The following is an 18639-nucleotide window of genomic DNA, read 5'->3' as shown; positions in this document are numbered from 1 at the left end:
GTTCACCCACCCATTGAGACCCTTTGGTCTGAAACCCTACCCGCGCCCCGAGGGCACACCCCATGAATCAAGCCAGCAGTAGCCGTGTCAGCCGCGCACTTGAGGGTCATGTTCTATTGCTGGGCCTGGACCGTGTGGCCAAGCGCAACGCCTTCGACCTGGATTTGCTCAATGCGCTGAGCCTGGCCTATGGCGAATTTGATCGAAACGATGACGCACGGGTGGCCGTGGTGTTTGCCCATGGCGACCACTTCACGGCCGGGCTGGACCTGGCCAATGTCAGCAGCGTGATGGCGGGTGGCTGGCAACCGCCGCTGGGAGGGTGCGACCCGTGGGGGGTGTTTGCCGGCCCACGCGTGAGCAAGCCGGTGATCGTCGCGGCGCAGGGGTACTGCCTGACCATTGGTATCGAGTTGATGCTGGCGGCGGATATCAACCTCTGCGCCAGCAATACCCGCTTTGCCCAGATGGAGGTGCAACGCGGGATCTTTCCGTTTGGCGGCGCGACATTGCGCTTTCATCAGATTGCCGGCTGGGGCAATGCAATGCGCTGGCTACTCACCGGCGACGAATTCGATGCCCATGAAGCTCTGCGCCTGGGATTGGTGCAGGAAGTAATGGCCAGTGAAGACCTATTGCCCCGCGCCCTTGAATTGGCCAACCGCATTGCGCGCCAGGCGCCGCTGGGTGTGCAGGCCACGTTGATGTCGGCGCGGCTGGCGCGTATGGAGGGTGAGGCCGTCGCAGCCGCCGCGCTGCCGCCTATGGTGGATAAACTGCTCAACAGTGAGGATGCCAAGGAGGGTGTTCGGGCGATGATCGAGAAGCGGCCGGGGGTGTTCAAGGGGATTTGAACGAACTGAATTAGCGGTCGGCAGTGAGGGCCTCTTCGCGGGCAAGCCCGCTCCCACAGTTGAATTGCATTCTCTGTTGAAATGCAATCCCCTGTGGGAGCGGGCTTGCCCGCGAAAGCGTCCGAACTGGCAACTAAGTTGCCGGCCGAATCGCCTTGATCAACGGCTGCAACGAGTACCCCAATCGCGGCGCCAAGGCTTCGGCGCGGACGGACAGGGCATCCAGGTCCAGCACCTGATCCAGCTCCGAAGGCACCAATAGAATCACATTGCCCTCCTTCACCGGCAGCTCCCAGTAATGCCGGTGGTACAACCCACGCAGCAACGCCGCCCCCAACGGCTTGCCATCATCGGTGGCCCACTGGTTGATCACCAGCCAGCCGCCGGGGTTGAGTTTCTTCTGACAGTTTTCCAGGAAGGTCCAGGCCAGATGCCCCACGCCCGGGCCGACATCGGTGTAGAGGTCGACGAAAATCAGATCGGCCGATTCGGCACTGTCGAGCAATTGCAACGCGTCACCAATGCGGATGTACAAGCGCGGGTCGTCATCCAGCCCCAGATATTCGATGGCCAGGCGCGGCACATCAGGGCGCAGCTCAATGGCTTCGACATCTTCCAGCGCCAGGAACTTGAGGCACGCCTGGGTCAACGTGCCCGCGCCCAGACCCAGGAACAACGCACTTTCCGCCTGCTCATGGCACAACGCGCCGATCAGCATCGCGCGGGTGTAGTCGTACTCCAGCCAGCTCGGATCAGCGGTGAACACACAGCTTTGCTCGATGGCGTCGCCAAATTCGAGAAAACGGTAATCGGCCACTTCAAGCACACGGATCATGCCGAATTCATCATGGACTTCGGCCAGCAGGCGCTCGACACGCTCCTCGCTCATCACTACTCCTAAAAGGGTCTACCGCACGACAAAGGCGCGATTGTCGGCCAAGCGGCAGCCACAGGTCACGCACTAATTGCTGCTAACATTGACGCCCCAACATCCACCCACAAACGAGTTCATGATGAGCCAACCCTGGAGCCCCGATAGCTGGCGAGCCCTGCCGATCCAGCAGCAACCCCAATACCCGAACGCTGCACACTTGCTGCAAGTGGAGCAAAGCCTGGCGAGCTACCCGCCTCTGGTATTTGCCGGGGAGGCGCGCGAATTGCGCCGTCAGTTTGCCGAAGTGACCCAGGGCCGCGCATTCTTGCTGCAAGGCGGTGATTGCGCCGAAAGCTTTGCCGAGTTTTCCGCCGCAAAAATACGCGACACCTTCAAGGTGCTGCTGCAGATGGCCATCGTCATGACCTTCGCTGCCGGTTGCCCGGTGGTGAAAGTCGGGCGCATGGCCGGCCAGTTCGCCAAGCCACGTTCGGCCAACGATGAAACCATCGACGGCATCACCCTGCCCGCCTATCGTGGCGATATCGTCAACGGCATCGGCTTCGACGAAAAAAGCCGCGTGCCAGACCCAGACCGCCTGTTGCAGTCCTACCACCAGTCCACCGCCACCCTCAACCTGCTGCGCGCCTTTGCCCAGGGCGGTTTTGCCGACCTGCACCAAGTGCACAAGTGGAACCTGGATTTCATCGCCAACTCCGCCCTCGCTGAAAAGTACAGCCAACTGGCCGACCGCATCGACGAAACCCTGGCCTTCATGCGCGCTTGTGGCATGGACAGCTCTCCACAATTGCGCGAGACCAGCTTCTTCACCGCCCACGAAGCGTTGCTGCTCAACTATGAACAAGCCTTCGTGCGCCGCGACAGCCTGACCAACGACTACTACGACTGCTCGGCGCATATGCTGTGGATCGGCGACCGCACCCGTCAGTTGGACGGCGCCCATGTCGAGTTCCTGCGCGGGGTGAACAACCCGATCGGCGTGAAAGTCGGACCGAGCATGAACCCGGACGACCTGATCCGCCTGATCGACATCCTCAACCCGGATAACGACCCCGGCCGCCTCAACCTCATCGCCCGCATGGGTGCAGGCAAGGTCGGCGACCATCTGCCCAACCTGATCGGCGCCGTGCAGCGCGAGGGCAAGCAAGTGCTGTGGAGTTGCGATCCAATGCACGGCAATACCATCAAGGCCAGCAGTGGCTACAAGACCCGCGACTTTGCGCAGATCCTTGGCGAAGTGAAGGATTTCTTCCAGGTGCACCAGGCAGAAGGCACCTATGCTGGCGGGATCCATATCGAGATGACCGGGCAGAACGTCACCGAATGCATCGGCGGCGCACGGCCGATCACCGAAGATGGCCTGTCAGACCGCTATCACACCCATTGCGACCCCCGGATGAATGCTGATCAGTCGCTGGAGCTGGCGTTTCTGATTGCCGAGACCTTGAAACAGGTCAAACGCTGACGCTTTATCGACTGGGATGACGCCATCGCGGGCAAGCCCGGCTCCCACATTTGAACGCGTTTCTCTGTGGGAGCCGGGCTTGCCCGCGATAGGGCCTTAAAGGATGACATCCCAGTTAAGCATCGCAGCCCTCAATCGGGCAGCACTGGGTCGCTGGCAATTGAGCTGGACCTGTTCCAGCCCTAGCCAGTCGGCCATTTTGCGCAGGTTCAGCGCCAGCGCCAGCATGCCTTCCTCATCCAGCCCCGGCTCTTCCTCATGTACGGCATGCACGGCCAGGCGCCCATGGGCACGCTCGGCCCGCAGGTCGACGCGCGCGGCAATGCGTTCGTTGTGGAGAAACGGCAGTACGTAATAGCCATACACGCGTTTTTCTTGCGGGGTGTAGATCTCCAGCCGATAGCGAAAGTCGAACAGGCGCTCGGTGCGACTGCGCTCCCATATCAGCGAATCGAACGGCGACAACAATGCACTGACCGGCACTGTGCGCGGCAGCTTCGGCGCCGCCGGGCAGTACGCTGGTTGTTTCCAGCCCCGCACCTGGCAAGCCAGCAGTTGCCCATCCTCGACCAGCTCGGCCAAGCGGTTGCGGCTGTCGGCGGGGTCGAGGCGATAATAATCGCGCAGGTCCTTTTCGGTGGCGACACCCAGCGCCGTCGCACTGTGCAACAGCAAGCCGCGCTGCGCTTGATCCTCACTCATGGAAACCTTGAGCCGCTCGGCGGGAATAACGCGCTCGGGCAAATCATACAGCCGCTCAAACCCTCGACGACCGGCAACCGTGACCAAGCCAGCGGCGAACAGCCATTCCAGCGCGTGCTTTTCATCACTCCAGTCCCACCAGGGCCCGGCACGCTCCTCGCGGGTCGACAAGCTACCCGCCCCCAAGGCGCCCTGCTGTTCGACGGTGCGCAACACGCGTTGAATCGTCGCCTGCTGTTCACGGCCAAAACGTGCCATTTGCGCATAAATCCCCCGCCCTTGCCGGGCGCGCTCCATGCGCCAACCCATCAGCGGGTACAGCGCCATGGGCAGCAGCGACGCCTCATGCCCCCAGTATTCGAACAGTGAGCGTCGCCGCCCCTGGCTCCAGGCGGCCTGCTCAAGGATCGACGGGGAATAATGGCCCAAGCGGGAAAACACGGGCAGGTAATGGGAACGCACCAGCGCATTGACCGAGTCGATCTGTAAAACGCCCAGGCGTTCGATCAGGCGGTTGAGGTGCGCGGCCTTTATCTGTGCAGGCGCCTGGCGCCCGGAAAACCCCTGGGCCGCCAGCGCCATGCGTCGAGCTTGCTTGAGTGAAAAACACAGGGCGGCGGGCATGGCAATCTCCATAGAAGCTCGCCCCCTACCCTACTGCATTCTGGCTTATTTTCGCAGCGGGTCTTCCCAGAAATGCCGGTGGCTTTCCTGCGCGACATCGGCGCGGTTGAGCCCGATGTCCTTGAGTGCTTCATCGCTCAAGGTCGCCAGCATCTGGCGCTCCTGATGCAACAACTGCCAACGCGCGAACGTATGAAACAGCCCGGCAAATGGCCATTTATCCGTCGATATGAAACCTTTTTGACCTTTCATCTTCTCGCCCTCCAGTGGGGATGACGACAGTGTGTGCCGGGCATTATGATCAATCCAACGAATGTTTCTTATGCATTACATCTCGGAGATTGATCAATTGTCCGCCTATCCCAGCATCGACACAGACGTGCTGCGCACCTTCGTCGCCATTGCCGACCAGGGCGGTTTCACCCGCGCCGGCGAGCAGGTCAACCGCACTCAATCGGCGGTCAGCATGCAGATGAAACGCCTGGAAGAAGACGTGCTGCAGCGCAAACTGTTCGAGCGCGATGGCCGCCAGGTACGGCTCACGCCCGAAGGCCAGGTGCTGTTGGGTTATGCGCGGCGCATCCTGAAATTGCACAGCGAAGTGTTCAATACCCTGCGCGAGCCGCATATGGTGGGGTTGGTGCGCATTGGCACGCCGGATGACTACGTGATGCGTTTTCTGCCAGGGATCCTCAAGCAGTTTTCCAAAGCCTACCCACTGATCCAGATCGAAATGCACTGCGAAGCATCGACCGTATTGATGCAACGGCGCGACCTGGCGTTGACCGTGATCAGCCGCGAGCCAGGCAATGATCTGGGTGAGTTATTGCGTACCGAACGCATGGTGTGGGCAGCATCACCGTGCTTTTGTGTGGAGGAGCACGATGCCCTGCCCCTGGCGGTGTCCGGCGACGAGTGCCTGTACACTCATTGGGCACGGGCCGCACTGGAGGCGGCCGGGCGAGATTATCGCCTGGCCTATCACAGCTCTAACGGAGCAGCGATCCTGGCAGTGGTCAGTGCGGGCCTGGCGGCGATGGTCAGTATGGAAAGCCTGGTCACCGACGACCTGCGAGTACTCGGCAGCGACGAAGGCTTCCCGCCTTTACCGTCGATGAACCTGCGCTTACTGCGTAACCCGCAGATGACCTCGCCGATCACCGAATGCCTGGCGGACTACATCGTCGAAGGCTTCAAACTTTAAAGGTCAGCATCACCGCGCACACCACCAAAAAGCCACAGAAGAGGCCGCGCAACAGACGTTCCGGCAAGGCATGCGCCACTTTCACGCCCCAACTGATACTCAGCAGGCCCCCCACCGCCAGCGGCAGGCCGATCATCCAGTCCACCTCGTGGTGCCAGGCGTAGGTGACCAGGGTCACACCGGTGCTGGGCAGCGCCAAGGCCAGGGACAAACCCTGGGCGACCACTTGAGTGGTGCCGAACACACTGGTGAGCACGGGTGTGGCGACCACCGCGCCCCCTACCCCAAATAATCCGCCCATGGATCCGGACGCTGCGCCCAACACACCCAGCCAGGGCCAGGAGTAGCGCATCTGCGCCGTGGGCGGCGCGTTGCGGGTGAACATGCGCAATAGGTTGTAGGCCGACAACGCCACCAGGAAAACAATAAAGCCGATGCGCATTGCCCCGGCATCCAGCCCCACCGCCCAGATCGACCCCAGCCACGCAAAGCAGAAGCCCATCACGCCCAGCGGCAAGGCGTGGCGTAATTCGATGCGATTACGCTGGTGATAGCGCCACAGGGCGAGCATCACATTGGGCACTACCATGACCAGCGCGGTGCCTTGGGCAATTTGCTGATCCAGGCCGAACAGCACGCCGAGCACTGGGATAGCAATCAGCCCACCGCCAATACCAAACAGCCCGCCCACCGTACCCAAAGCCGCGCCCAATAGCAGATACATCACTAGATCCAACACCGCTCACACCTCCGAAATCCCAAGATTGGCATGCTACGCAGTCCACTCTGGCGTGGAAACGCACAGCAACGCACAATGGCTGTGCCAATCTCGCACAAGCGCTCGCCTATGAACCCCAATACTCTGACCGATCAACTGAGCCTGTTTCTCGATGTGATGGAAACCGGCAGCTTTTCCGCCGCCGCACGACGTCATCCGCTGACGCCCTCGGCAGTAGCGCGTCGAATCGACAGCCTGGAAGGTTCAGTGGGTAGCCGCCTGTTCCAGCGCAGCACCCACGCGGTAGTGCCTACACCTGCCGGCTTGGCCTTTGCCGAACGCGCGCGGCGGATTGTCAGTGAACTGCAATTGGCGCGGGCCGAAGCGGTATCCCTGAGCCATGCGCCGGAAGGGTTGATCCGGGTAGATGCACCGGCAGCGTTTGGTCGCCGCCACCTGGCGCCGGTGATCGCGGACTTCTTGAACGTGTATCCAGGGCTGGATGTGCACCTGCACTTGATCGACAGCTTTGTCGATATGCAAGGCGCACACCTTGGCAAGGTAGACCTGGTGCTGCGCGCCGGGCATATCGTCGACACTCGTCGGATCGCTACACCCCTGGCGAGCATCGTGCGCATTGCCTGTGCCAGCCCGACCTATCTGAAAACCCGCGGCACACCCACCCATCCTCGGGAACTGAGCGAGCATGACGGCCTCGATTGGGATGGCCTGGCGCCGATGTTCGCCTGGCGCTTTGAACTGGACGGGCGCCGCACGACCTATCGCCCCCGGCGCATCCGCATGAGCGCCAATAACGCCGAGGCGCTGCTTTCGGGCGCACTGGCCGGGCTGGGCATCGCGCACCTGCCGACCTGGTTGGCCAGTGAATATCTGGTGCGTGGAGAACTGTTGCCGCTGTTTTGTGAAAACGGCTTGCCCAGCCCCGAAACCGCCGGCATTTACGCGCTGCGCCTCGAACAACAGCCCAACGCACGTAGCCGATTATTGCTCGAATACCTCAAATCCCGTTTCAGCCCGGTGCCGCCCTGGGATCAGGCATTGCAAAGCGGCCTGGTCTGACCACTTGGATAGAATTATCTGGCGCATTAAAGATTCGCCCGCTAGATTCCAGCACAGACACGTTTTTTCGAGGCACCACAATGAGCAAAAACCCTGACCCCTGCCAATCCCTGCTGCTGGATAACCAGTTGTGCTTCGCCCTGCATTCCACCTCGCTGCTGATGACCAAGGTCTACAAGCCCCTGCTCCAAGCCCTGGGCCTGACTTACCCGCAATACCTGGCCATGATGGTGCTGTGGGAAGAGGATGGATTGACCGTCGGCGAAATCAGCAGCCGCCTGCTGACCGACCCTGGCTCGCTGACGCCGCTGCTCAAGCGTCTGGAAGCTGAGGGCCTGCTCAGCCGCACCCGCAGCCGCGAAGATGAGCGGGTGGTCGTAGTGGAACTGACGGACGCCGGCCGCGCGTTGCGAGGGAAGGCCATGGATGTTCCCCAATGCATCCTCGGCGCCAGCGGGTTGGACATCGAACAACTGCGCACGCTGCAAAACGATCTGCTGGCGCTGAGAGGCAACCTTCAAGACAGCCTGTAATACCGCCCGGAGCCATCACTCCCCCTCTCCAGTTAAACGGCTCAGATTAGTCCTATAGTCCGAGCCGTATTGCTCACGTCATAAAGCACTTTCTTCTTACAACCTAAGCGCGGCAGTCGGAAAAATTCGGCTTTTTAAAATTTAACTTGCGCGCAAAATATTAGCGGAATATATTCGCTACAAATTACTTAGCGCGCAAATATTTTGCGCAAAACAACCGCGAGGAAAGTCCCATGCAAACTCTCTATACCGCCGTAGCCACTGCCACAGGCGGCCGTGATGGCCGTGCTGTTTCCAGCGACAACATCCTTGACGTCAAACTGTCCACCCCGAAGGAATTGGGCGGCGCCGGTGGCCAGGCCACCAACCCTGAACAACTGTTCGCTGCCGGCTACTCGGCCTGCTTTATCGGTGCCCTGAAATTCGTCGCCAGCCAGACCCAACGCAATATCCCGGATGACGTATCAATCACTGCCCATGTAGGCATCGGGCAGATCCCCGGCGGTTTCGGCCTGGACATCGACCTGCACATCAGCCTGCCGGGCCTGGCCCAGGACGATGCGCAAAGCCTGGTCGACGCCGCCCACCAAGTCTGCCCGTACTCCAACGCTACTCGCGGCAACGTTGATGTGCGCCTGCACGTAGCCGTGTAACGACCACTACCACCCCCAGGAGGAAACATGAAAAAGATCGGCAAAATGCTCACCGGCACCCTGCTTGCCCTGTCTATCACCAGCGCCTTCGCCGCTAACGGTGATATCGAGCACAACACCCAGGCCTTCCTGGATGTATTGAATTCGGGTACCGGCAAGCCGCTGGAACAACTGACGCCCCAAGAGGCGCGCGCGGTGCTGACTGGCGCCCAGGCCGGGGTGAAGCTGACCCTGCCCAAGACGGATGTGAGCCAGAAGACCATTCAAGTCGACGGCCAGCCGCTTGACCTGACCATCGTGCGACCGGCCGGGGTCAAGGGCACTTTGCCGGTGTTTATGTTTTTCCACGGGGGCGGCTGGGTGCTAGGGGATTACCCGACCCATGAACGCCTGGTACGTGATCTGGTAGTGGGCTCGGGGGCGGTCGCGGTATTCGTCAACTACACGCCATCACCGGAAGCGCATTACCCAGTGGCGATCAACCAGGCCTACGGTGCAACCAAGTGGGTCGCTGAACACGGCAAGGAGATCAATGTTGATGGCAAACGTCTCGCCGTGGCAGGCAATAGCGTCGGCGGTAATATGGCGGCGGTGGTCAGCCTGATGGCCAAGGATAAGGGCACGCCAGCCATCAAGTTCCAACTTCTACTATGGCCGGTGACGGACGCCAACTTCGACACAGGCTCCTACAACCAGTTTGCCGAGGGGCACTTCCTCACCAAAAACATGATGAAATGGTTCTGGGACAACTACACCACCGATGCCACTCAGCGCGCCGAGATCTATGCTTCACCATTGCGGGCTACAACTGCGCAGCTCAAAGGCTTGCCGCCTGCGCTGGTGCAGACCGCCGAGGCCGACGTGCTGCGTGACGAAGGTGAGGCTTATGCCCGCAAGCTGGATCAGGCAGGTGTACCGGTGACAGCCGTACGCTACAACGGCATGATCCACGACTACGGCTTGCTCAATGTGGTCAGCCAGGTGCCTGCGGTACGTTCGGCCTTACTGCAAGCATCAGATGAGTTGAAACAACACTTGAAGTGATCAAGTAGACGCCCACAAAAAAGCCCGACTCAAGGTCGGGCTTTTTTCGTATCGCCGGGGCCAGAATTACTTCTTGGCGCGACCTTTGTACGAACCACCTTCACGGGTGTCGATCTCGATCAGGTCGTCGATTTCGATGAAATCGGCCACTTGCAGCTCGGTACCGTTGCTCAGCTTGGCAGGCTTCATCACCTTGCCGGAAGTGTCGCCGCGAGCGGAGCCTTCGGTGTAAGCAACCTTACGCACGATGGTGGTCGGCAGCTCTACGGAAACCAGGCGCTCTTCGAAGAAGATAGCTTCGCAGACGTCTTCCATGCCTTCTTCAATGAACGGCAGAACGGCTTCGATATCTTCGGCGTTCAGCTCGTACATGGTGTAGTCAGTGGTGTCCATGAACGTGTAGGTGTCGCCGCTGATGAAGGACAGGGTCGCTTCTTTGCGGTCGAGGATCACATCGTCCAGTTTGTCATCGGCGCTGTAGACGATTTCGGTCTTGTAACCGGTCAGCAGGTTCTTCAGCTTGGTCTTCATGATTGCGCTGTTACGACCAGACTTGGTGAACTCAGCTTTCTGAACCAGCCAAGGGTCGTTTTCGAGACGGATCACTGTACCGGGTTTCAGTTCTTTACCAGTTTTCATTGCGTATATCCGAAATTTGGATGGGATTGACAAAAATCAAGGTGGCGTATCATATCCAACTTTCATAAAACTGTACCAGCGCCGTCGCAAGATCGGCCTGCAAGCCTTGTTCCAGACACCAGTTCTGCGCGTGCTGGCTGACCTCGGGCCAATGTTCCAGCAGCATTTTCCAGGACTGTGCCATATCGCCATCAGCGTTCCAGGCTTGCCAGAGCGTGACGACGGCAGCTTTGGCGGCCGGTGAAAGTGCGGCGGTGTACAGTTCCAGGAAAGCATCGAGCTTGTCCAGGTGGATGTCTTCGTCCTGGCGGTAGATGTGCCACAGCAATGGCCTCCCCGCCCACTGGGCACGCACGAACGAGTCTTCGCCACGTACGGCGTTGAATTCGCAGCACCATAGCAATCGGTCATATTGCTCCTGACGCACGAATGCAATGACCTGAACGGTCAGCGTGCCGCGCACCTGAATGTCTCCCGCCGACAAACTGCTCACCCCCAGCCAGCGTTGCACATCCCCCAGAATGCGCCCTTCCGGCACCAGCAAGTGCGTCCCACGTCCATCGGCTGCCAATACGTTCAGCCAGCCGGCCAACCCGTCATTCTCATAGGCAAACAGCGACATCAAACGCGCGCCGGCCGTCGGAGCAACGCCCAGGCTTTGCAGGAACTGTCGCTGCGCAACATCATCCCGCTGAAATGCCCGGCGTCGCTCCAACAAGCCGGCTTCGCGCAACAGGCCGCCGGTGCCAGGACGAAAACCCGGGAAGAAAAAGTATTTCTGCACACCTTTGTACTTCACCGAAGGCAAGCGATGACAGCCCACCACCCAGTCTTCAGCGCTGAGGTAATCCAGGTTCATCCACAACGGCGCACGCTCACACTCGGCCATGCGGTCCATGTACTCAGGCGGTAGCTGGCACGCGAACGCGGCAATCACCACATCCGCCGGGTGTGCGCCTGGCCATTCGGCCGGCCAGTGACGCACTTGGACGCCCTCTTGCCATTGCTGGCTTACCTGCACATCAATGTCCGGGCACATGCGCTCGAAAGCCCGCAGGTCGTCGACCCACAAGCGCACGTCACAGCCATGCTCCACCACCAACTGCCGGGCCAGGCGCCAGGTCACGCCGATGTCGCCATAGTTGTCGACGACACTGCAAAAAATATCCCAGCGGGCTTTCATTCCGGGCTCCATCGATCAAAGGTTCGATTGTCCGCATAAATGCGTGGATGCAGAAGGCTTGATCGCGATTATTCTGCACGGAGGCTGTGCGACAATCACCGCCATGCCGTCAATGCCTGCCAGGAGGCCCTTATGTCTGACCGTCCGTTATCGCTGTTCAAGCTCTGCATCGCGATTGCCGCAGGCGTGTGGCTAGGGTTTATCGCCATTGCGCTGACCACCTGGCTGGCGTCTCGCTACCTATTCCCCCAGAGCCTGGCGCCGGTGGCACAGGCGGTTCAGCAATTGGGCCAACCGGCGATGGTTGAGCCGCAGCCACCGAACCGCCTGTTCGAACAGTACCAACAGAACCTGCATAAACAGGAACAACAACAGGCTCTGGAACAGGCCCGAAGCAACGCGCGTAACCTGTCCAACCCCAAATGCCAGTTCTGGCTGCAACAAGACCAGAACGCTCCCAATGAAAAGACGCGGGCCAATGTCCTGCAATTCTGCGATTGATGCCAGATACCGCCATGAATAAACACGCCGTGCTCCAGTTGATCCTGGAAAAGCTCACCGTCGACCTCGACATCGTCCAACGCGCCGCGCAGACCGCCTACGAAACCGCGACCCACGAAGAAAACATTGCCGAAAACAAATACGACACCCTCGGCCTGGAGGCTTCGTACCTGGCCACCGGGCAGGCCCGGCGAGTGGAGGAGATCAAGCAATCGCTGGTGCTGTGCCAGCAACTGCAGCTACGTGCGTACGATGATCAACGCGGGATAGAGATAGGCACGCTGGTAGGCTTGGAAGACGAGGACGGTCGTCAGCAATGGCTGTTTCTGGCGCCGGATGCGGCGGGTTTGAAAGTGGATGTGGTCGGGCAACCGGTGACCGTCATCACGCCGCGCTCGCCGTTGGGTAAAGGCCTGTTAGGCAAGCGTATCGATGAAGAGGTGGAGATTCTGGTGGCCGGCGCTCGGCAGCTCTTTACGGTGACCGAGGCCAGATAACCTACAGCCCCTGTAGGAGCGAGCTTGCTCGCGAAGGAATGCAAGGGCGCCGCATACAACCTGGCACCCCGCGTTAACGTTGGCGATCTTCGCGAGCAAGCTCGCTCCTACAAGGTCATCGCGGTCAGTGGACGGGCAGTTCAACGCCGTCGAACAACTCTTCCAGCTCTTGCTTGTTGTGGCACTGGATCGCCTTGGCCATTACTTCGCGGGTCAGGTGCGGTGCGAATTTCTCGATGAAGTCGCACATGAAGCCGCGCAGGAAGGTACCGCGGCGGAAACCAATCTTGGTCACGCTGGACTCGAACAATTCGCTGGCATCCAGCACCACCAGGTCTTTGTCCAGGTTGGTGTCGACCGCCATCTTGGCGACGATCCCGACGCCCAGGCCGAGGCGCACATAGGTCTTGATCACGTCGGCATCGGCAGCGGTGAACACCACCTTGGGCGTGAGGCCGCGATGGCTGAACGCTTCGTCGAGCTTGGAACGGCCGGTAAAGCCGAACACGTAGGTCACGATCGGGTATTCAGCCAAGGCTTCCAGGGTCAGCTTCGGCAGCTTGGCCAAAGGGTGCCCCTGGGGCACAACCACACAGCGGTTCCAACGGTAGCAGGGCATCATTACCAGGTCGCCGAACAATTCCAGGGCCTCGGTGGCGATGGCAAAATCGACGGTGCCGTCAGCGGCCATCTCGGCAATCTGCATCGGCGAACCCTGGTGCATGTGCAGGGCTACGTCCGGGTATTGCTTGATGAAATCACGGATCACCGGCGGCAATGCATAGCGCGCCTGGGTGTGAGTGGTGGCGATCGACAAGGTGCCTTTCTTCTCGTTGGAGAATTCCTGGGCGATCTGCTTGATGCTTTCGACTTTACGCAGGATCTCGCCGGCGGTGGTGATGATGCGCTCGCCAGCTGGAGTGACGCGAGTCAGGTGTTTGCCGCTGCGTGCGAAGACTTCGACGCCCAACTCGTCTTCGAGCAGGCGGATCTGCTTGCTGATACCAGGTTGCGAGGTATAGAGGCTTTGAGCGGTAGCGGAAACGTTGAGGTCGTGGTGCGCCACTTCCCAGATGTAGCGCAGTTGTTGAAGCTTCATATGAATCCCTCAAAGCAGATAGACGCCACGGGTATCAGCGACGGTATATAACTATATTAAAGGTTTGACGGATAAATCTAGAACTTTTTATCGTTTTTACCGATCAACTGTCGTCACCGCGCCGACGCTGCAGCGACGGCACCAGGTAAACCGGCACGGGCGACAACTGCAACACCCGTGCGGCGGTACGTCCAAGGGGGACGGCCACACCGGTTGCCTGGCTATGACTGCCTACGACTAGCAAGTCGACGGACAGTTTTCGCAACTGGTCGAGAATCACCTCGCAAGGATCCCCCTGGATCACCTTGACCGAGCGAATCCATTGCAGGTCCTGCTCCCCTTCCCCCCACTCCTCGCGAAAGCTGTCCAGCACACGTTGTTCAATCGTCGCCATCACCGTGCTCAACCCCTTGCTTTGCCATTCGCTCAGGGCAGTCTCATCAAGGTAGCTCTGCAACACCGATTCAGCGAACAACCCGATGGGCTCAACCACATGGATCACATACAAGTCAGCCTTGAACGTTCGCGCCAGCGCCAGCGCATGTTGCATCACGTAGGGCGCATACAGACCGAGGTCCGTGGCAAACAGCATCGAACGAATCATAAAACCTCCTGGGCTGCCAGGATGGCGGGGATTGAATGAGCTTAGCAGCTAGCTCTCGGTCTGGATTCTCAACTCGTTACTGATGCCATGGGGCACGTGCCCAGTGGCCACCACCTCCCTGGCTTTCTCGCAATGGCCGGCCTGATCATCGAAAAACACATCGGCGGCGAAGGCCTCCAGGAACGCGGATTTTTCCAGGCCACCGAGGAACAGCGACTCGTCCAGGCGGATATCCCACTCGCGCAACGTGCGGATCACACGTTCATGGGACGGTGCCGAACGCGCCGTGACCAGCGCGGTGCGAATCGGGCAGGCCTCATCGGCAAACTCACGCTGCAACAGGTTCAGTGCCGCCAGGAAGCCCTTGAACGGACCACCGTGCAAAGGCTGGCGCGCCGACTCCCGCTCGCTGGCCTGGAAGGCTGCCAGCCCGCCGGCCTGGTAGACGCGCTCGGACTCATCGGAGAACAGCACGGCATCGCCATCGAATGCGATGCGCAGCTCTTCGCTGGAAGCGCGGCGCGCGCCGCCCGACAGAATCGTCGCCGCCGCAAACCCTGCATCGAGGGCGCTACGCACATCTTCAGCGTGGGTGGAGAGAAACAGATGACAACCGAAGGCGGCCAAATAGGGATAGGGACTACGCCCGCCTACGAAAGCGGCGCGGGAAATATCCAGGCCGTAATGCTGAATCGAGTTGAACACCCGCAACCCGGTATCAGCACTGTTGCGCGACACCAACACCACCTCGACCCGCGCACGCCCCAGGCTGGCATTCAGGCTCAGCAGCTTCTTGACCAGCGGGAAGGCATCGCCAGGCTCGAGGGTTTCTTCCTCGTGCTCGATCTGGTATTTGCGGTAAGCCTCGACCCCTTCAGCCAGGTAGACCTTGTGGCTGTCACTCAGGTCGAACAGCGCTCGTGAGGAAATCGCCAGCACCAGCTTGTCACCCAATCCCTTCGCCATGATGGTTCCCCCCAATCAGCGGTTGTGCCGATCAATAAAACTCAAGGCCTGGTACAGCGCCTGCATGCGTGGCAGCTCGCAACCGGCCGCTTTGGCAGCGGCCAAGGGACGGGCGTAGATAGCCGCCAGCTCCAACGGTCGCTTGTGCAGGTGGTCGTGATACATGCTGGGCAGGTAGTCGTCCATGGTTTCTGTCATGGCGAACATCTGCCCAGCGTAACTGGCAGGGATTTCATGCCCGCAGGCATGAGCGCCCTGCACCACCTCGGCCATCAGCGCCTGGATCAACTCGCGGCTGGACTCATCGGCCATCATGGCCGTGGTGCCCGTGCCCAGCAACACCGAGAGGCCGTTGAACGGCACGTTCCAGACCAGCTTGTGCCAACGCGCCAGATGCACATTGGCCATGGCCTGGGACTCGATGCCAGCTTGATGAAACAGCCCGGCGCCGGCTTCGACAATCGCCTGTTGCTGCACCTCGTCGTTGGCCGCCGTGCCGCTGTGATAGCCCAGGTTGACCCGTCCCAGCGCCTGATGCTCGACCACGCCGGGGGCCGAACGGTGCACACCGATGTAGCACAGGCCGCCCAACAGATGCAGCGACGGCGGCAGGTGTTCACGCAGGCTGTCTTCCACATCGAGGCCGTTTTGCAGGAGCACCACTTTGGCATCCGGCGCCGCCACCTGGGCGATGGTTGGCGCCAGGTCCACATTACCGGTGGACTTGGTGCCCACCAATAGCCAGTCGCACGGCGGCATGTCAGCGGCGCAGGCATAGGCCTGAACCGGATGCAGGTGCAGTTGCCCATGCACCGTACTGTTGACGTGCAGGCCATGCCTGCTCACCGCGGCATATTCGCTGCGCAACAGGAAATGCACATCGAAGCCGGCACGCGCCAGCATCAGTCCGTAGTAACCGCCAATGGCACCGGTGCCAATAATGCCAATGCGTGGCGACGGGGCTGCAACTGCTGTCATGGCAAATCCTCTGGTGTTCGGTTGAGCGCCTGGTTTACGCATTCGGCGAGGTCGGATGCTGTAAGACGTGTCTGTAATTGCCCAAAGAATTGACCCTCGCATACCAGGAACAACGCCGGCAAATGAAAGATCTGGTAGCGTTCCACCGCACCGCCGTTGTGCCCGGCATCCACCCAGCACACGCGGTCCACCGGCAAGTGCCAGCCGGGCAACTGCTGGCGTGCCCAGCGGCAACTGGCACAACCGACACTGGTGAACACTACCAGCGAAATACCTGGCAATCCCAGCAATTGCTGGTCAATATCCAGGTCGGTCAATTCCAGTTCCTTCACTATACTGCTGCCATTGCCGTCAACTGGACGGCGCTCGGAGTCCGTGTACATGGGTCGTTTTTTACCTCACCCTGATGATGTCGCTGTCGAGTTGATCCAACGTCCCTCTCCCGCACTGCCCCGCCAACGCCTGCACACTATCGGCCGCGGCGGCGTCGCCTGCAATTGGCCGCGTGCCTGGCGCGCCGGCACGGCGGTTGACCTGTATATCCCTTCCCTGGGGCCCAGCGCCCGTTATCCGGGCTATGTCGCCTGGTGCCGCAAAGTCGAACAGGGCTATCGCATTGGTATTTGCTTTACCGACGAACACGCCTTGTTCGGTGCACGGATGGGCGAGCAAGTGTGCCAGATCGAGCGTTACTGCCGCCTGCACGAAGACGCCGAGCCAACGCCTGCACAACTTGAAGCCATGGCTCGTGACTGGGTATCGCGCCATGCCGGCGAGTTCTCCCATGAGGCGGTTGTGCAGCCAGCGCTGGATTAAACCGGGCTTTGCCCATTGTCGCGGGCCCGTGTTACGCGCTAAGGTTCCTCCCCCCTGCATTCAAATCATGCTGTGCCCGCCGCACGGGGATAGCTGGCGGCCGGCACCCGTGACCCTGGCGAGTAACACGATGGCTGATTTACCGATCAATGACCTTAACGTTGAATCCAACGAGACCCTGATCACCCCCGATCAGCTCAAGCGCGAAATCCCCCTGAGCGACGCTGCCCTGCAGACCGTCACCAAGGGCCGCGAAGTCATCCGTGACATTCTCGACGGCACCGACCACCGTCTCTTCGTGGTGATCGGGCCCTGCTCTATCCACGACCTCAAGGCCGCCCACGAATATGCCGAGCGCCTCAAGGTGCTGGCGGCAGAGGTGTCCGACACCTTGTACCTGGTCATGCGCGTCTACTTCGAGAAACCGCGTACCACCGTCGGCTGGAAAGGCTTGATCAACGACCCGTACCTCGACGACTCCTTCAAGATCCAGGACGGCTTGCACATCGGTCGCAAGCTACTGCTGGACCTGGCTGAAATGGGCCTGCCCACCGCAACCGAAGCCCTCGACCCGATCTCCCCGCAATACCTGCAGGACCTGATCAGCTGGTCGGCCATCGGGGCACGCACCACCGAATCCCAGACCCACCGCGAAATGGCGTCCGGCCTGTCTTCGGCCGTAGGCTTCAAGAACGGCACTGACGGCGGTCTGACCGTGGCGATCAATGCGCTGCAATCGGTCTCCAGCCCTCACCGTTTCCTGGGTATCAACCAGGAAGGCGGCGTGTCCATCGTGACGACCAAGGGCAACGCCTACGGTCACGTGGTGCTGCGTGGCGGCAATGGCAAGCCCAACTATGATTCGGTCAGCGTCGCGCTGTGCGAACAGGCGTTGAACAAGGCCAAGATCAAGCCAAACATCATGGTCGACTGCAGCCACGCCAACTCCAACAAAGACCCTGCCTTGCAGCCGTTGGTGATGGAGAACGTTGCCAACCAGATTCTGGAAGGTAACCAGTCGATCATCGGCTTGATGGTCGAGAGCCATTTGAACTGGGGTTGCCAGGCGATTCCAAAAGATTTGGCCGACTTGCAGTACGGCGTGTCGATCACCGATGCCTGTATCGATTGGTCCGCCACCGAAACCACCCTGCGCAGCATGCATGCCAAGCTCAAGGACGTGTTGCCCCAGCGCAAGCGCACCTGAGTCTGTACCGGTTTCGCGCACACAAAAACGCCGGGCTAAGCCCGGCGTTTTTTATTGGCAACTGGTCAGTTACAGCTTCGCGGCATGGCGCTGGTGACGCTCCATATAGCGTTCGACATAGGAGCACGACGGGATCACCGTGTAGCCAGCCTCTTCGGCAAACTTCAAGGCTTCCTCGGTCAACGCAGCCGCAATGCCTCGCCCCCGCAGTGCGTTGGGCACGAAGGTGCGATAAATATCCAGGGTCTGCTTCCCGAGGTCCATGTAGGTCAGGTAGGCACGATGACCGTCCACATTGGTCTCGAACTGATGACCAGCCTGGTCATGGTGGATGGACAACGCCTCGCTCATCACTACTCCTCGCGGGTCTGAATTAA

The 18639-nt window shown here is 60.2% G+C and carries 23 protein-coding genes; 11 read left to right on the top strand and 12 right to left on the bottom strand.

Annotated elements, in window-relative coordinates:
- Window positions 1–62: 62 nt before the first annotated feature.
- Entirely contained in the window at window positions 63–854 is a 792-nt protein-coding gene (locus tag ODQ19_RS25155) for a crotonase/enoyl-CoA hydratase family protein (protein ID WP_116665481.1), read from the top strand.
- Between the two features lie 133 nt (window positions 855–987).
- On the opposite strand, the gene ODQ19_RS25150 is transcribed toward ODQ19_RS25155, so the two are convergent.
- Window positions 988–1743: a spermidine synthase gene (locus ODQ19_RS25150; RefSeq protein WP_330211519.1), complete on the bottom strand. Its 756-nt coding sequence runs from the start codon at window positions 1741–1743 to the stop codon at window positions 988–990.
- A 124-nt stretch (window positions 1744–1867) separates the two neighbouring features.
- Here ODQ19_RS25150 and ODQ19_RS25145 point away from each other — a divergent pair, with 124 nt between their 5' ends.
- The gene (locus tag ODQ19_RS25145) at window positions 1868–3214 is read left to right on the top strand and encodes a class II 3-deoxy-7-phosphoheptulonate synthase (protein WP_330211518.1); all 1347 of its coding nucleotides are present in this window, start codon (window positions 1868–1870) and stop codon (window positions 3212–3214) included.
- Window positions 3215–3310: 96 nt separating this feature from the next.
- Here the strand turns inward: ODQ19_RS25145 and ODQ19_RS25140 are convergent, their stop codons facing one another.
- Window positions 3311–4540 (bottom strand): winged helix-turn-helix domain-containing protein, encoded by a 1230-nt coding sequence (locus tag ODQ19_RS25140; RefSeq protein WP_330211517.1) that lies wholly within the window; start codon window positions 4538–4540, stop codon window positions 3311–3313.
- Between the two features lie 45 nt (window positions 4541–4585).
- Window positions 4586–4792: a DUF1127 domain-containing protein gene (locus ODQ19_RS25135; RefSeq protein WP_116665477.1), complete on the bottom strand. Its 207-nt coding sequence runs from the start codon at window positions 4790–4792 to the stop codon at window positions 4586–4588.
- A gap of 70 nt (window positions 4793–4862) precedes the next feature.
- Between ODQ19_RS25135 and ODQ19_RS25130 the strand changes: the two genes are divergently transcribed.
- On the top strand, window positions 4863–5744 hold the full coding sequence (locus tag ODQ19_RS25130) for a LysR family transcriptional regulator (protein ID WP_014717672.1): 882 nt from the start codon (window positions 4863–4865) through the stop codon (window positions 5742–5744).
- On the opposite strand, the gene ODQ19_RS25125 is transcribed toward ODQ19_RS25130, so the two are convergent.
- Window positions 5734–6483, bottom strand: a complete 750-nt coding sequence (locus ODQ19_RS25125) for a sulfite exporter TauE/SafE family protein (protein ID WP_330211516.1) — start codon at window positions 6481–6483, stop codon at window positions 5734–5736. The genes ODQ19_RS25130 and ODQ19_RS25125 overlap by 11 nt on opposite strands.
- Before the next feature lie 108 nt (window positions 6484–6591).
- On the opposite strand from ODQ19_RS25125, the gene ODQ19_RS25120 reads away from it, so the two are divergent.
- The 4 genes from ODQ19_RS25120 to ODQ19_RS25105 all read left to right on the top strand — a co-directional run bounded on the left by ODQ19_RS25120 (window position 6592) and on the right by ODQ19_RS25105 (window position 9772).
- Window positions 6592–7542, top strand: coding sequence for a LysR family transcriptional regulator (locus ODQ19_RS25120; protein WP_330211515.1), 951 nt, complete (start codon window positions 6592–6594; stop codon window positions 7540–7542).
- Window positions 7543–7622: 80 nt separating this feature from the next.
- Entirely contained in the window at window positions 7623–8075 is a 453-nt protein-coding gene (locus ODQ19_RS25115; RefSeq protein WP_003189887.1) for a MarR family winged helix-turn-helix transcriptional regulator, read from the top strand.
- Between the two features lie 233 nt (window positions 8076–8308).
- Window positions 8309–8728: an organic hydroperoxide resistance protein gene (locus ODQ19_RS25110; protein ID WP_003189884.1), complete on the top strand. Its 420-nt coding sequence runs from the start codon at window positions 8309–8311 to the stop codon at window positions 8726–8728.
- 27 nt (window positions 8729–8755) lie between these two features.
- Complete coding sequence (locus ODQ19_RS25105; protein ID WP_116665474.1) at window positions 8756–9772, top strand: alpha/beta hydrolase; 1017 nt, start codon at window positions 8756–8758, stop codon at window positions 9770–9772.
- A 66-nt stretch (window positions 9773–9838) separates the two neighbouring features.
- Here the strand turns inward: ODQ19_RS25105 and ODQ19_RS25100 are convergent, their stop codons facing one another.
- On the bottom strand, window positions 9839–10411 hold the full coding sequence (locus ODQ19_RS25100) for an elongation factor P (RefSeq protein WP_003172723.1): 573 nt from the start codon (window positions 10409–10411) through the stop codon (window positions 9839–9841).
- A gap of 49 nt (window positions 10412–10460) precedes the next feature.
- Window positions 10461–11594 (bottom strand): elongation factor P maturation arginine rhamnosyltransferase EarP, encoded by a 1134-nt coding sequence (gene earP, locus ODQ19_RS25095; RefSeq protein ID WP_330211514.1) that lies wholly within the window; start codon window positions 11592–11594, stop codon window positions 10461–10463.
- A gap of 132 nt (window positions 11595–11726) precedes the next feature.
- On the opposite strand from earP, the gene ODQ19_RS25090 reads away from it, so the two are divergent.
- Window positions 11727–12095 (top strand): hypothetical protein, encoded by a 369-nt coding sequence (locus ODQ19_RS25090; RefSeq protein WP_003189878.1) that lies wholly within the window; start codon window positions 11727–11729, stop codon window positions 12093–12095.
- Between the two features lie 14 nt (window positions 12096–12109).
- On the top strand, window positions 12110–12592 hold the full coding sequence (locus ODQ19_RS25085) for a GreA/GreB family elongation factor (RefSeq protein WP_330211513.1): 483 nt from the start codon (window positions 12110–12112) through the stop codon (window positions 12590–12592).
- Window positions 12593–12716: 124 nt separating this feature from the next.
- Here the strand turns inward: ODQ19_RS25085 and cysB are convergent, their stop codons facing one another.
- The 5 genes from cysB to ODQ19_RS25060 form a co-directional block, all read right to left on the bottom strand.
- Window positions 12717–13691, bottom strand: a complete 975-nt coding sequence (gene cysB / locus ODQ19_RS25080) for an HTH-type transcriptional regulator CysB (RefSeq protein ID WP_003189876.1) — start codon at window positions 13689–13691, stop codon at window positions 12717–12719.
- Between the two features lie 103 nt (window positions 13692–13794).
- A complete protein-coding gene (locus tag ODQ19_RS25075; RefSeq protein WP_330211512.1) occupies window positions 13795–14295 on the bottom strand; it encodes a universal stress protein in 501 nt (166 codons plus the stop codon).
- A 48-nt stretch (window positions 14296–14343) separates the two neighbouring features.
- The gene (locus ODQ19_RS25070; RefSeq protein WP_330211511.1) at window positions 14344–15261 is read right to left on the bottom strand and encodes a 5'-nucleotidase; all 918 of its coding nucleotides are present in this window, start codon (window positions 15259–15261) and stop codon (window positions 14344–14346) included.
- Window positions 15262–15276: 15 nt separating this feature from the next.
- Window positions 15277–16239, bottom strand: a complete 963-nt coding sequence (locus ODQ19_RS25065) for a putative 2-dehydropantoate 2-reductase (protein WP_330211510.1) — start codon at window positions 16237–16239, stop codon at window positions 15277–15279.
- On the bottom strand, window positions 16236–16622 hold the full coding sequence (locus ODQ19_RS25060) for a thioredoxin (RefSeq protein ID WP_116665469.1): 387 nt from the start codon (window positions 16620–16622) through the stop codon (window positions 16236–16238). The genes ODQ19_RS25065 and ODQ19_RS25060 overlap by 4 nt, the downstream gene beginning before the upstream one ends.
- On the opposite strand from ODQ19_RS25060, the gene ODQ19_RS25055 reads away from it, so the two are divergent.
- A complete protein-coding gene (locus ODQ19_RS25055; protein ID WP_116665468.1) occupies window positions 16621–17055 on the top strand; it encodes a PilZ domain-containing protein in 435 nt (144 codons plus the stop codon). The two genes, ODQ19_RS25060 and ODQ19_RS25055, sit on opposite strands and share 2 nt — an antisense overlap.
- 130 nt (window positions 17056–17185) lie before the next feature.
- Entirely contained in the window at window positions 17186–18262 is a 1077-nt protein-coding gene (locus tag ODQ19_RS25050; protein WP_003189871.1) for a 3-deoxy-7-phosphoheptulonate synthase, read from the top strand.
- Window positions 18263–18331: 69 nt separating this feature from the next.
- On the opposite strand, the gene ODQ19_RS25045 is transcribed toward ODQ19_RS25050, so the two are convergent.
- Window positions 18332–18613, bottom strand: a complete 282-nt coding sequence (locus tag ODQ19_RS25045) for a GNAT family N-acetyltransferase (RefSeq protein WP_003189869.1) — start codon at window positions 18611–18613, stop codon at window positions 18332–18334.
- Between the last annotated feature and the right edge of the window lie 26 nt (window positions 18614–18639).

Origin of the sequence: Pseudomonas sp. AM4(2022) (assembly GCF_036346515.1) — a bacterium.
Classification (GTDB): Bacteria; Pseudomonadota; Gammaproteobacteria; order Pseudomonadales; family Pseudomonadaceae; genus Aquipseudomonas; species Aquipseudomonas paracarnis.
This window is presented reverse-complemented; position numbering and strand designations above follow the sequence as displayed.